The following is a 13,530-nucleotide window of genomic DNA, read 5'->3' as shown; positions in this document are numbered from 1 at the left end:
AATATGCGATGCTCAGAAGTCTTAAGGAGCTATACGCCTTGCTGACAAGGGACCAGCGTAAGAAATTATTGCGGCTTCAGGGGCTGATCATAATAATGTCCTTCGCTGAGATAGCCGGCGTCATGTCGATCGGCCCCTTCATGGCACTCGTAGGCGACATGAATTTGTTGTATGAGTCGGAGAGTATCGCTTCCACGATGTATCGTATGAGCGGCGTCGAATCACCCAGGGACTTTCTCTTCTGGCTGGGTATCATGGTATTGACAATACTGGCAGCAGCCTCATTCGTTTCAATGTATACAGTCTGGCGCCTGTCATTATATGGGGCCAAAGTGGGTGCCGAACTCGGTAACAGGCTTTATCGGTATTATATGTATCAACCTTGGCTGTACCACGCAAACACAAGCAGCAGCCATTTGACCAAGCAAATTTCTCAAGAAACCTTGCGCATGACAAATTTTGTGATCAACCCTTTGCTACACATGAACGCAAAGCTAGTAATGGCTTTCTTGATGGCTACAGTAATTTTCATCTATGACCCAGTGGTTGCTATAGTAGGGATTACGATTTTCGTTGTTTGCTATTACCTTCTTTTCGTAACCGTACGACGGCGTCTGGTCAGGAATGGAAAAGTAATTTCAGAGACACAATCTCAGCGCTTCAAGTTGATGGCCGAAGGGTTTGGTGGAATAAAGGATGCACTACTGTTGGGGCAGCAAAAAACTTTCATAAAACGCTTCGAGAAGCCCAGTTTCGAGTTTGCACAAGCTGCTGGGAGTAATCAGGCGATCAGTCAGGTGCCGCGTTATGCCATGGAACTCGTCGCCTTTTCGAGCGTCATCTTCCTTGTGCTGTACCTATTGACGACCCATAACGGAAATTTGGGAACGATCCTACCGGTGCTATCTATTTATGCCATGGCTGGCTTCAAGATATTGCCGGCTCTCCAGAAAGTCTATTCCAGCATGTCACAGATTCGAGGTAATCTGGCCTCGTTCGAAGCTGTTCGTGACGACCTTTACGAAAGTTCGGAAACAAGAGAGCAGGAGCGGAAGAAAGGTATAAGTGAATGTGTAGATGGCAAGCTCATACCTTATGATGGCATACATCTAGAAAATATACTGTTCAGTTATCCCGGGACCCGCGAGTTCGCACTTAACGGGGTTAACATGGAAATACCTGCCAACCGTATGATTGGTATCGTTGGCGCCTCGGGGTCGGGTAAATCGACGATTATTGATATACTTCTCGGTCTTATCGAACCCGATCAAGGCGAAATAAAGATCGATGACGTTCGAATCGAAAAAGAAAATAAAAGAAGGTGGCAGAATACACTGGGTTTCGTTCCGCAGAGTATCTACCTTGCGGATGCCAGCATACGGGAAAACATTGCTTTCGGGGTGGCGCCTGAATCGATAGACGACGAAGCTGTGCAACGTGCAGCCAGCATGGCGAATCTGCATGAATTACTGGATGAGCTGCCCGATGGGCTTGATACCAGCGTCGGGGAGAGAGGCGTTCAACTTTCGGGAGGTCAACGTCAGCGTATCGGCATAGCACGTGCATTATACCATGATGCCGAGGTGCTTATTCTGGACGAAGCGACCAGTGCTCTAGACGGTATTACAGAAAAGCTCATCATGGAAGCGATCCACGAAATAATGGGAAAAAAGACTATCATCATGATAGCCCACCGGCTTGCGACAGTGCGCCAATGCAATTGTATCTATCTCATGAAGGAAGGCAGGGTTATAGACTCAGGTAGCTATAGCGAGCTATCACAACGCAACGAGATTTTCCAACGCATGGCGGCCCACAGCTGAGCCTGATGTATGGAATAGGAGACAATACCATGTCACTTGGGTCAGTAGGTGGTGTCGTCAATGCGGTCCAAGCGAACCCTGCAACAGCGCTGCATGCTCTAAGTAGCGATATGCCAACCCACTCGTTAGGACAAAGAACGGCACGGAAACCTGCCATTATAACCACGCGTGAAATGGGCATGGCCCCTTCAGACGATCCCATTCGGGATCAACAGCAGCTACAAGCCTTTCTAGATAACATCGCCACGGATGGCATGGTGGGCATCATTGATGCTGGTCACTGGTACCTCTATCGAAAATTGACACTGCATGACGGGACACGGTTGTGCGGCCAAGGGATGGAGCGAACCGTTATCGAAGCTCGTCCTGAAGACTGGCGCCAGGATGACTTTGTCGCCATGCACCTGGACGTGGGGGACAGCCTCCATTCGCACGGAATCTTTCTTTCTGATTTCTGCGTGATTGGAGCTGACAAGCATGCGCTGGATAACGGCCCGCTGATACGACTGGAAGGCATGTCGGATTTCCTTCTAGAACGCGTCAGAACCGAAGATGCGTCGAGCTACGGAATCTTCGTCACAGGTTATGGCTTAGGCCGCTTCACGAACAACATAAACAGTAACTTCTGGAATTCGACCCAACGCGGTATTATACGACAATGTCGCGCTCTTCGAGGCCAAGTTGGTATCGGGTGCGAAGGTGGGGCGCAAAATGTGCTTATCATGGGTAATCACACCGATGGCCAAACACTACACGGGTTTCGCCTGGCATCTGCCTACGACACCCAGCTCATCGGGAATAGTGCCAAAAATACGAGAAACGCTTATTGGATTGACCGACATCGAGGTATACACATCCTTCATAACACAGCAGAGCAGGTGGAAAGGGGGTGTGTGTACGGAGGTTTCCACAAGACTCGCGATGGAGAAATTTCCACCGGTTTATGGATTATAGGAAACCAATTCAAGACGACAAATTCAGCTATTACCGATGCCTATCATGGCGATTCCAATAAATACACACAAATTGTCAAAATAAAAGACAATTACCTTCAGGGAGGTAATGTAAGACTCCTTTGGTCCCGGCAGGTTGATATTCAAGGAAACGATGGCGATGGAAACAATTCAATCGTAACCTCTCATCAGGTCACGGGCATGATAGGGAATAATTTCATGAAGTTAATCAATAGAGCTGAAAATATAGAAGAAATAGGAAAAAACACAGCAGGAATCAATGCTGACTAAAACAATAGCTCTATAATTTATTGAAAACAGGAAAGTGGTTTCACTAAAGGTTCTCAATTTTTTATTCTTAAGTTATTCAAATTTAGCTTGCAAAGCAGCATGTAAGATATGAGTGAAATGTACTTCAAACAGTAGGTATAATAATAATGGAATATCGTCGAGATCTCGATGGCTTAAGAGCCGTTGCCGTCTTAAGTGTGGTCGCGTTTCATTCTGGAGTTGAAGCCCTTTCAGGAGGGTACGTAGGCGTCGATATCTTTTTTGTAATAAGCGGTTATATTATAACGACAATGATAAAGAGCGAATTAGAAACCAACAGCTTTAGCTTTATCGCGTTTTATAAAAGAAGGTTGGCGAGGTTGCTTCCTTCCTTGATATTAACCCTTACTATGGTCCTGTTCTTTGGTTTGTTTTTTTACTCCGATAAAGCGCTGGACAAGCTTGGCAAGGAGGTATTTTTCTCTTCTTTTGGCGCTGTCAATATCTTATACGCACAAGGGGTAAACTACTTCACAGCTGACGCCGCTTACCAGCCTTTGATGCATCTATGGTCCTTAGGTGTAGAGGAGCAGTTTTATCTTGTCTGGCCTCTTTGTTTTTTAGTACTTTTCAGGTTCGCGGAAGTGGCTGTAATACCCGCAGCTATCTTTACTTTTATTACAACAACTGTCCTCGCCATTTTTGCTGCACAAGAAGGGGATCATGAGGCTTATTACTTAATACAGTATCGTGCCAATGAGCTATTGCTAGGTGCAATTACCGCTTTAATAGTTAAAAATAAATATTTATCAGCAACGAACCTCGATAAGAACAAAGTGCTGCCATATCTAGGTCTGTCTCTGATATTAACACCCATGTTCATTTACGATGAGAATACTCTTTTTCCTGGATTCAATGCCCTTTGGCCCTGCTTAGGGGTAGCGATACTCATTGTTTTTCCAAATGCTGGTTTCGTAAAAAAAGCATTATCAGGAAGGATGTTGGTAGGCATTGGATTGATTTCTTATCCTTTATATCTTTACCATCAGCCTTTGATATCCTTTTTTCACTTTTTTGAATGGAAGCTGCCTCCCCTCTTTATCTTTTTTCTGGTTTTCTCGGCTGCTGCATTTTTGGGTTTTTGTACTTATCTTTATGTAGAAAAGCCAGTAAGAACTATTGCTCGATCTCAAAACAGAAAGGCGACATTGATTTCTGTTTTTCTATGCAGTTCAGTTATCAGCATGTCATTAATGGGTGCAGCTATAGCAAAGAATAATGGTCTTCCAGAAAGATTTATGATCATGAATCCTTATGCGCTAACGATAAGTGAGGCTCATGCATCGACGTTTCATGAAAATTTCCCCAGGGGTTTAAATGTTTCCGCAGAAAATGACAGGAAAGTTTTATTTGTTGGCGATTCAGTATTGCAGCACTATATACTTCCGATAACGATGGCGCTAGGGTTGGATACAGCAGATGTGGATACCGTGACAAGGGGAGGATGCGTTCTTTTAAAAGGTGTAATATTCAAAGATAAGTATGCCGATATTTCGTGCAATGATATTCGCGACGAGCTCTATAGTTTGAATAAAGAGTATGATCTTGTGGTGATTTCACAAGCTTGGGATTCTTATGAAGATTCCGTACTCAATTATGTTGTGCACGATAATGATAATATGAGATGGAAAACATTTATAGATCAAACCATAGAGCACTTTAGTCATTTTTCGGATAAAATTGTGCTAATTGGTGGGCACCCGAGAGCTTCAGGGGTCAACGGCTTGCAACCTTCGATCAGCATAACAGAAGAAGAATATCTGGCCGGTCTTAGTCGCTTGGCAATAGTTAACCAAAAACAGCTAATCGAAACACAAGATTTTTTTGTATCTTTCGAACAACAGGATGGGGTAGTCGTTCTTCAGCCGCACGAAATTTTCTGTATAGACCAATGCGTCTTGTCTGACGATACTTGGTCCTACTTCAGCGATAGCCAACATATCACGTCAGCAGCCACACGGTTTGTATCGGATCGTTTGTCTCACTTGCTTGATGATAAACTATAGGAAAGTCTTGCTGTTTTTCATTCTATAAAGCTATTTTTCTCATACCACTAGCCATAGTAAAACTATGCGGGGCATGTGCCTCCGATGCTAAGCGAAAAGAACTTTATCTGTCCTTCAGAAGTATAAGAAAATCTATATAAATCAAATTTTTGCATAGGCTGGTCCAAGCTTGAGCAGTTTCGTATGTCGTTTGTTGATCATTTTGGATGATAAAAACCATACTTACTGGGTTCGTAATTTTTGTAATCCTGTGTAAGCATTATTTTTGTTAAGTAACCGAATGCCGTGGGTTGGATCTCGTGGGCCAATTAGGGGTTAAGCCACACCCGAGAACACAGATTCATCCAGGCCGTGGTCGCCAATCCCGCTGCAACTGCACACTGCATGCACTCAAGGGAGTCGGTATGAGCAGGTGGGATGTCTCGAAAGCAAGGGAGAAGACAATGAAAACGTATGCACGCGTTACTTTAATTACAGCTTCACTGCTGTCATTGGGGCTGATCGGCGGGTGTGCTCTTGCTCCTGGTGGACATATTGATTATGAAGCCCAGGAAGTCTCCTTGGATGAGCAAGTGGATATCGTGACGATTACTCCAGAATTGATTTCAACGTATCGCTCGGACAATGGCACCAGTCGAGCCCAAGGTGTGACGCCGGAATTGGCAAATGAACTAGAAAATTATGAGTATCGTGTGGGACCTGGCGATGTCCTGAATATAGTTGTGTACGAACATCCCGAGCTCACTATTCCCGCAGGGGGCGAGCGAAGTGCTGAAGAGTCGGGCAATATCGTACATGCCGACGGTACGATCTACTACCCCTACATAGGAAACCTCAAGGTTGAAGGGCGTACTGTCGGAGAAATCCGTCGGATGATTTCAAGCAGACTCGCAACTTTTGTTACGGAACCTCAAGTAGAGGTAAGGGTAGCTGCGTTCCATTCCAAGAAGGCTTACGTCAGTGGCGAGGTGAATACCCCGGGAGCGCAGCCAATCACCAATGTACCATTGACTATTCTGGATGCTATCAGCGCGGCGGGGGGAGCAACGGAAAACGCGAACTGGCATAACATTACACTAACACGTAATGGCGAAGAGCGAACCCTCTCACTTTACCAGATGCTTAAGAGAGGCGACCTGGCGCAAAATACATTATTGCAGCACGGTGACGTGTTGCATGTGGCATCATCAGAAAATCAAAATATTTCAGTGCTAGGACAAGTAAGAAACCCTGGCAACATAACATCTGGAAGGGAGCGAATGAGCCTTACCGATGCACTAGGCCGAGCGGGTGGTGTAGTCGAGTCCCGGGCTGAGCCATCCGGCATATTTGTGATACGCGGGAATCCTGCTGGAAGCGAGAAGATGGCTACCGTATACCAGCTCGATATTTCCAACGCTGTCGCACTCAATATGGGCTCGTATTTCCCTCTCGAACCGCATGACGTAGTGTACGTTACATCCGCTCCGCTGGCCCGTTGGAACAACGTCATTAGCTTGCTTCTGCCGTCCATTTCACTGCCGGGCAATGTAGCGTCGACTTCAAACGAAATTGGAGATCTCTAGTACTGGCTGGCTCATTTCCATGGCGGGCATGCTGGCGAAAGGCTTCGTCCGCCATGGATACAAACTGGACAAGGGTAACCCGTTGCGTGTGTTCAGAGGGATGATTGACGATGAACAGTTTGATAGGAAATAGGCCGGTACTCAATGCCGGATCAGGCGCGCCGCCGGCCACCAGTATGCCACCAGGCGAAGAGAACGTCGACTTGGGTCGTATGCTGGGGATGCTTGTCGATAATAAATGGAAGATCATTATTCTCACCTTGCTTTTTGGGGCAGCTGGTCTCGTCTACTCTCTGTTGGCCACACCCATCTATCAAGGCGATGCGCTGGTACAAGTGGAAAAGACGGGGCCGCGGACGGGAGCTGATGAAATTGCATCAATGCTGCTGCAAGAGGAGCCGGTTACAGGCGCGCAGATAGAAATTCTCCAATCGCGTTTTATCATCGGACAGGCCGCGAATCGACAGAAGCTGGATATTAGCGTCACACCTGTCGTATTCCCTATCGTTGGTAATGCGCTCATACGCCACGACATTCCACGGCCCGATTTCGCATACGGTAGACCCGAGATCTGGGGAGGCGAGCGGGTCCACGTCGAATCATTAAGCGTTGCGCCGGAGCTGGAAAACAAACCTTTGACATTAGAGGTTGCTGAAGGCGGCTACCGAGTACTCGATCCTGAAGGGGAGGAATTGCTGTTTGGCCGTGCAGGGGAGCGCTCTGAATCGAACGATCCTTGGGTGGAGGTCCACATAAGCGAAATACAGGCGCCGGCCGGGGCTCAGTTCACACTACGCAAACGCAGCCAGCAGGCAACTATCGATTATCTAAGGAGTCGATTCGCCGTTGCTCCAAAAGGGGAACGAGACACGGGTGTCTTGCAGCTCGTCCTGACCGGTCCCGATATCGATGAGGTCGAATCCTCCCTTGATGCCATTACAGAAGTCTATCTGGCTCAGAATATCGCCCGTCAGGCAGCGGAAGCGGAAAATAGTCTGCAGTTTCTTGATGATCAGCTACCTAACGTACGTGAACAGCTGGTTGAAGCAGAAAACCGACTTAATGCGTACAGGACCGAACAAGAAAGTGTGGATCTGACCGAAGAGACGCGCCATATGCTTTCCGGCATGGTGGATATCGAAAGCCGTTTGAATGATCTGGAAATGCAAGAGGCCGAGTTGTCGCGTCGTTTCACGCCCAATCATCCTGTCTACGCCGCTCTGCTGGAAAAAAGAGCTCAGCTTGAGCGTGAGCGTGCCAACCTGGAACAGCGCACCAATAACCTGCCTGAAACCCAGCAGCAAATTTTAAGAATGAACCGGGACGTGGAAGTTACTCAGCAGATTTACGTACAGCTCTTGAATCGCATGCAAGAACTCAATATCGCCAAAGCTGCGACGGTGGGTAACGTCAGAATCATTGACTTTGCCATGACACGATCAAGTCCGATCAAACCGAAGACGGCACTGATCGTGATCATTTCGCTCTTGGTAGGCTGCTTGCTTGCAGTAAGTTGGGTGTTGCTGCGCGGTTTCCTTAGCAAAGGAGTAGAAAACGCCGAACAATTAGAAGACATAGGATTGCCCGTGTATGCAACAGTCCCCCGCTCTTCAGACCAGATGAAGCTGGTTAAGCGAATAAAATATCGTAATAACAAGGCAAGCCAACATGCTATAGGCAGTTTTCTTGCTAAACTTTACCCGACGGATATGGCGGTCGAGGCCATACGAGGTCTTCGCACCAGTCTTCATTTCGCCATGATGGATGCTCGTAACAATGCCATTATGGTCACGGGACCTAGCCCGGGGATAGGCAAGAGCTTTGTCACGATCAACCTTGCCTTCGTCTGTGCGCAAGCGGGCCAGAAGGTTCTGGTCATCGATGCAGACATGCGAAAAGGGAATATGCATTTTACCTTCAATGACAAATCCGAGAACGGCCTTTCGGAAGTGCTGTCTGGGAAACTTCCGGCTGGTAAAGCAATCAGGAGTTCAGATGTACCTGGCCTGCATTACATGACTCGAGGTGTAGCGCCACCTAATCCATCTGAGCTCCTCATGCGTCATACTTTTGCCGATCTGATAGAAAAAGTCGAAAAGGAATATGACCTTGTTCTCATCGACACTCCCCCTATTCTCGCTGTCACGGACGCTTCCATCATCGGTAAAGTAGCCGGGACTTCGCTACTTGTTGCGCGCTTCGGCGTGAATCCGGTAAGGGAAGTCAAGGTCGCCGCGCGTCGACTGGCGACGACTGGCGTGCATGTCCAGGGATGCATACTGAATGCAATAGAGAAAACGGCAGCCATAAGCTACGGGTATGGCTACTACAGCTACTCGTACAAGTAAATGATGCGCCTGCGGTTGGTTTGGATAAAACCAAACTAACTGCAGGCGGAAAAATCTTGAAAGATTACCTGCAACGAGATCAAGGTGGTACGCCGTGAAGTACACGACTAGAACAGCTGATGTAGATAGTTTTCGCGGTGGTCTCCGTTACATACATGGAATCACCTATGCTCACGTATTTTGGCTCACCTTATTTCTTTATCTCTATTTGCTGAGCCCCTATTTTGACCTGCGAGCGGCCGTCTTGCATGGTGGTATGTTGTCGATCGCATTGTTTCTAGGTACCCACCCGGCAATCGCCTTGAAGTCACTCCAGCAAATCCCCTTGGTTTCGACTTTTATCGTACTTTGCCTTTTTTGCCTGTATAATCTGGCCGTATTCATTTTTTTTACCGACGTTTTTGCTACGACTTTCCTTACGTACATGATACAGGTTGCCTTGTATATATTGTTAGGTCATGTTTTTGCTTTGGCTCTGATGAAAAAGTCGCTAGATATGGATCAAGTCTTGACGCTATGTTTCAAGCTCGTCGTATTTATCGTCTTTGTCAACTCTATCATAATCATCATAGAGTATAATTCCCCTCCTTTTCGTAATTTTATAGAGTCGATGCTTTACTTGCCAGAAAATTCAAATATAGATTACTTGACGAGAGAGTTTCGTCTTCGAGGCGTTGCTTCAGGTGGGGCGGCTAATCTCTCTCTGTTTCATGGTACGGTCTTGATACTTTTACAGGCGCTTTATATCAAAAGAAAGATTGGATTCCTGTACTTTTTTACCGCCTCGATAACGATTTTTACTTCTCTTTTGTTCATTGGTCGTACCGGTATCGTCGTGGGCATCATCGGAATTTTTTTGTTCCATGTCATAAATCTTTTGTTTTCATCAAACAGGCTGTCTATTCGTAGGTTCCTTTTGTATGCCACTATTGTTGGTTTGGTTTTGGCGATTCCTTCCGTATTTGCTATTTTTTTTCCTGAGAATGTTCTCGCATATTCCATAAACTTTTTATATCAAGGTATGGAGGGTATTGAACAAGAAGGCACGACGGATGCCTTGAAGAGAATGATCAATATACCTAGTGAGTGGCCCAAGCTTCTTTTTGGTGTAGGGGTGCACAGCGGTGATTTCGACTTGAGACGGAGTGTTGATATCGGCTATATGCGCATGTTTACCGCACTAGGAATACCCATTTCCGCAGCTTTCTATATTTTTGTTGCGTACCTGGGTAAAGGCGTTTACAACGTCACACACTATAAAAGCTTCTGGATTGTGTTCATGGTCATAATGTTTATTGCGGAGTATAAAGAGCCCTTCATTTTCAAGGGCTATTCCGCCAGGCTCATGTGGCTGGTTATCGGAATAGGCCTGTGCTATAGATTTGCTCCTAAAAATGATTCATGGCGCGATTCGACGGCTTCTGAATGATGAAGTTTTGTTAGCTCAAAGCTTGACATGTTTAAAGGGGGGGGCATGCACTCGCTAATTTCTGTAGTAATGCCGGTTTTCAACAAGGATAAATATATTACACGAGCGGTTCAGTCCGTGTTGGACCAATCGTACCAAGAATATGAACTAATCGTCGTTAATGATGCATCTCAAGACCGGAGCCTGGACAAGGTGGCGGAGTTCCACGATTCGCGTATACGGGTATTGCACCGTCCGCGGCCCGGACCGGGAGGCTACGCTGCCCGGAATTACGGTATCAGTGAAGCCAAGGGGGAGTGGATAGCTTTTCTGGATGCAGATGATGCCTGGTTTCCCGAGCACCTAGCCCAATCGATGCGAGTGGCAAGTGAATTTCCGGATATCCCTATCATCAGTGCCGCACGGATGAGCCAAGTTGGTGGCACTGATAAATTGGACCCCTTTGCCAGACAGTTTATTTCGCAAGGACCCCAAATTCTTTATCTTTCCGATTATCTTGAATTCGCTTGTAAAGGGTTGCGCGCTGTGGGCACCAATTCGCTTCTCTTTAAACGCGCTTCTCTATATAAGCACACCATCTTTCCAGAGGGACGTACCGAGCGTTCAGGTGACCTTTATGCTTGGGTAGAACTGCTGGCAAGAATGAGGCGCATGGTGTGGTCTCCCCATGTTGCTTCCATTTCTTATCGTGACGCCTCTTTTGTCTCGCGCAATAGCGTACCGTCGTTGAGTTTATTTCATGACATGGTTGAAGACCTGAGCCCTCATATTGCTGCAAAAGATATAAACCTGCTCAAGAAATATTCTAATAAAATGATGAAGTATGCTTGGGTTGAACAAAATAAGGTGAATTCCTCTATGGATGGCGCCGAGCTCCGCAAGGCGTTCTATTGGGAGGGTGACTTTTTCTTTTGCTTAAAGTGGTCCTTGATATCCTCGTTGCCATTCGGCTTCCTCGAGGCCGTCCATAAACGTCGTTTGCCATCTTGATTGCACGTTAATCTTGGCTTATTCGGAGTTCGACATGAAAGCAATCTATCGTTTGTTCCCTGTTGGCCTGCGTGAGAGAGCCGCCTTCATGATGCGTGCCGGTTACTATCCTCAGTTTAAAAATCCCGTAACTTATAACCAGAAGGTAAACTACCGCAAGTTGTATTGGAAGAATAAGCTTTTTATCACCTGCTCTGATAAAGTAGCAGTAAAGCATTATGTTGCGGATATAATAGGAGAAAAGTATATCATTGATTCTGTCTTTGTCGGTGACATGATCAAGCCCGAGCAAGCCAAGCAACTACTGGAGGGTCATGGTCCCTTGGTAGTAAAGGCGAATCATAACTCTGGTCCGGTTCAATTTCTTGAACCTGGATATAGTGAAGAGCATGTGCGAAGCGTTTGTGACGTAATTAACCGTCAGTTGTCGGAAAACTACGGGAAGGTTAAGCAGGAACCCTGGTATAGCCATATCGAGCCTAAAGTTCTTGTAGAGCGCAAGCTTCGCATGGCCGATGGATCTGATCCTTGTGATTACAAGTTTCATGTTTTCAATGGAAGCGACGGTAAAAAGCAGACCGTTATTTTGCAAATGGACTATGATCGTCACGGTATATTGCATCGTTCTTTTTTTAACGAATCGCTTGAATGGTTACCGTTTTCCTGGAAGCAACCCTGCCTGAGGACGAGCATGGTGCGGCCAGAAGGTTTTGACAAGATGCTTGAAATAGCTAAATTGCTGGCTTTGCCTTTTTCGCATGCCAGAGTGGATCTTTACAATATTGATGGAAACATCTTTTTTGGTGAAATCACTTTCGCCCATGCATCGGGAAGAGGCAGGTTTTCCTCCATTATTTACGATAAATGGTTGGGTAGGCTGTGGGAACTAGATCCTGCAGTTTAGCATGGGTTTTTTCTATCCTTCCAGAATGGGCTGTTCATGCATATTCTTCATGTTATCACCAGTCTTTACCCGGGCGGGGCCCAGTCGGCGCTGTGTCGCTTGTGTATCGGAGATAAGAAAAACACGCATACCGTGGTAGCCATGATCGGGGGCGGTGACTTGGAGAAGACCCTCGGTGACTATGGCATCGTCGTCGAAACCTTAGGTTTTACGCGACGGAATGGTGTTTTAAAGGGCTTTCTATTACTCAGAAAGCTACTCCGATCGTATCGTCCGGACCTCGTACAAACCTGGATGTACCATCCAGACTTATTCGGCGGTGTCTGTGCACGTCTTGCTGGTGTTCGCCATGTGTGCTGGGGCATTCGCCATACGGTGCTGGAAAGCGGGAAGAGTTCACGCTCATCCATATGGTCTGCTCGATTGTGTGCCTCCCTGTCCGGGGTGGTTCCCGCCCGTATCGTCTGTTGTGCTCATGAAGCGGCGAAAGTGCATGAGGCACTGGGTTACCGATCTGACAGGATGGTTGTCATTCCCAACGGCTACGATCTTTCAGACTTTTACCCCTACGCTAACGTCGAGGCCTGCCGACGCATTTTTCTGAGTCATGATGAGCGGCATTTACCTGTCTTGGGGATGGTGGGTCGCTTTAATGCCCAAAAAGATCATGCCAACCTTCTCGAAGCTTTGGCAGAGGTGGCGTCTCGTGGTCTGGACTTTCGCTGCCTGTTGGTGGGTGCCGATCTTGATTTCAGCAACAAGACACTAGTTGATTGGATCAATCGGCTCGGTCTTCAAGACAAGGTCAAGTTGCTGGGATTGAGGTCGGACATCCCAGTTGTCATGAATTGTCTTGACCTGCACGTCCTTTCGAGCTCTTTTGGAGAAGCCTTTCCCAACGTGATTGCGGAGGCGATGGCATGTGGTACGCCTTGCGTTGGTACGGATGTAGGCGATACCTCACTGATTATCGGCGAGTGGGGGTGGGTCGTTCCACCTCGGGACTCCGGGCGGCTGGCCGATGCGATTCATGCGGCAATAAATGAGAGCCAAGAACAACCTTCGCTCTGGTCTCAACGTTGCCGATCTTCAGCAGAACACATACAAACACATTTCACTATCGACCGTATGGTCGATGCTTTCGATAGTGTGTGGTCAGACTGCAAGGAGGCTAGTAACTAA

The 13,530-nt window shown here is 46.9% G+C and carries 9 protein-coding genes; all 9 read left to right on the top strand.

The features are described from left to right. Nucleotides 1–8: 8 nt before the first annotated feature. The 9 genes from ACOJCM_RS16860 to ACOJCM_RS16820 all read left to right on the top strand — a co-directional run bounded on the left by ACOJCM_RS16860 (nucleotide 9) and on the right by ACOJCM_RS16820 (nucleotide 13,530). Entirely contained in the window at nucleotides 9–1,823 is a 1,815-nt protein-coding gene (locus tag ACOJCM_RS16860; protein ID WP_445213231.1) for an ABC transporter ATP-binding protein, read from the top strand. 29 nt (nucleotides 1,824–1,852) lie between these two features. Further along, on the top strand, nucleotides 1,853–3,067 hold the full coding sequence (locus ACOJCM_RS16855) for a right-handed parallel beta-helix repeat-containing protein (protein WP_445213230.1): 1,215 nt from the start codon (nucleotides 1,853–1,855) through the stop codon (nucleotides 3,065–3,067). 146 nt (nucleotides 3,068–3,213) lie between these two features. Beyond that, nucleotides 3,214–5,112, top strand: a complete 1,899-nt coding sequence (locus ACOJCM_RS16850) for an acyltransferase family protein (RefSeq protein ID WP_445213229.1) — start codon at nucleotides 3,214–3,216, stop codon at nucleotides 5,110–5,112. A gap of 443 nt (nucleotides 5,113–5,555) precedes the next feature. Next, nucleotides 5,556–6,677 carry a polysaccharide export protein gene (locus ACOJCM_RS16845; protein WP_445213228.1) on the top strand — a complete coding sequence of 374 codons (1,122 nt, stop codon included), beginning with the start codon at nucleotides 5,556–5,558 and terminating at the stop codon, nucleotides 6,675–6,677. 110 nt (nucleotides 6,678–6,787) lie between these two features. Next, a complete protein-coding gene (locus ACOJCM_RS16840; RefSeq protein WP_445213227.1) occupies nucleotides 6,788–9,025 on the top strand; it encodes a polysaccharide biosynthesis tyrosine autokinase in 2,238 nt (745 codons plus the stop codon). 94 nt (nucleotides 9,026–9,119) lie between these two features. After that, nucleotides 9,120–10,454, top strand: a complete 1,335-nt coding sequence (locus tag ACOJCM_RS16835) for a hypothetical protein (RefSeq protein WP_445213226.1) — start codon at nucleotides 9,120–9,122, stop codon at nucleotides 10,452–10,454. Between the two features lie 45 nt (nucleotides 10,455–10,499). After that, complete coding sequence (locus ACOJCM_RS16830) at nucleotides 10,500–11,444, top strand: glycosyltransferase family 2 protein (protein ID WP_445213225.1); 945 nt, start codon at nucleotides 10,500–10,502, stop codon at nucleotides 11,442–11,444. Between the two features lie 34 nt (nucleotides 11,445–11,478). After that, nucleotides 11,479–12,348 (top strand): ATP-grasp fold amidoligase family protein, encoded by an 870-nt coding sequence (locus ACOJCM_RS16825; RefSeq protein WP_445213224.1) that lies wholly within the window; start codon nucleotides 11,479–11,481, stop codon nucleotides 12,346–12,348. A 36-nt stretch (nucleotides 12,349–12,384) separates the two neighbouring features. Continuing rightward, nucleotides 12,385–13,530 carry a glycosyltransferase gene (locus tag ACOJCM_RS16820; protein WP_445213223.1) on the top strand — a complete coding sequence of 382 codons (1,146 nt, stop codon included), beginning with the start codon at nucleotides 12,385–12,387 and terminating at the stop codon, nucleotides 13,528–13,530.

The sequence above is a fragment of the Billgrantia hypersalina genome (genome assembly GCF_052584175.1).
This window is presented reverse-complemented; position numbering and strand designations above follow the sequence as displayed.

Coding starts and splice junctions, on each gene's coding strand:
- ACOJCM_RS16860 (WP_445213231.1), top strand. CDS start 9: ATGCTCAGAAGTCTTAAGGAGCTATACGCCTTGCTGACAAGGGACCAG.
- ACOJCM_RS16855 (WP_445213230.1), top strand. CDS start 1,853: ATGTCACTTGGGTCAGTAGGTGGTGTCGTCAATGCGGTCCAAGCGAAC.
- ACOJCM_RS16850 (WP_445213229.1), top strand. CDS start 3,214: ATGGAATATCGTCGAGATCTCGATGGCTTAAGAGCCGTTGCCGTCTTA.
- ACOJCM_RS16845 (WP_445213228.1), top strand. CDS start 5,556: ATGAAAACGTATGCACGCGTTACTTTAATTACAGCTTCACTGCTGTCA.
- ACOJCM_RS16840 (WP_445213227.1), top strand. CDS start 6,788: ATGAACAGTTTGATAGGAAATAGGCCGGTACTCAATGCCGGATCAGGC.
- ACOJCM_RS16830 (WP_445213225.1), top strand. CDS start 10,500: ATGCACTCGCTAATTTCTGTAGTAATGCCGGTTTTCAACAAGGATAAA.
- ACOJCM_RS16825 (WP_445213224.1), top strand. CDS start 11,479: ATGAAAGCAATCTATCGTTTGTTCCCTGTTGGCCTGCGTGAGAGAGCC.
- ACOJCM_RS16820 (WP_445213223.1), top strand. CDS start 12,385: ATGCATATTCTTCATGTTATCACCAGTCTTTACCCGGGCGGGGCCCAG.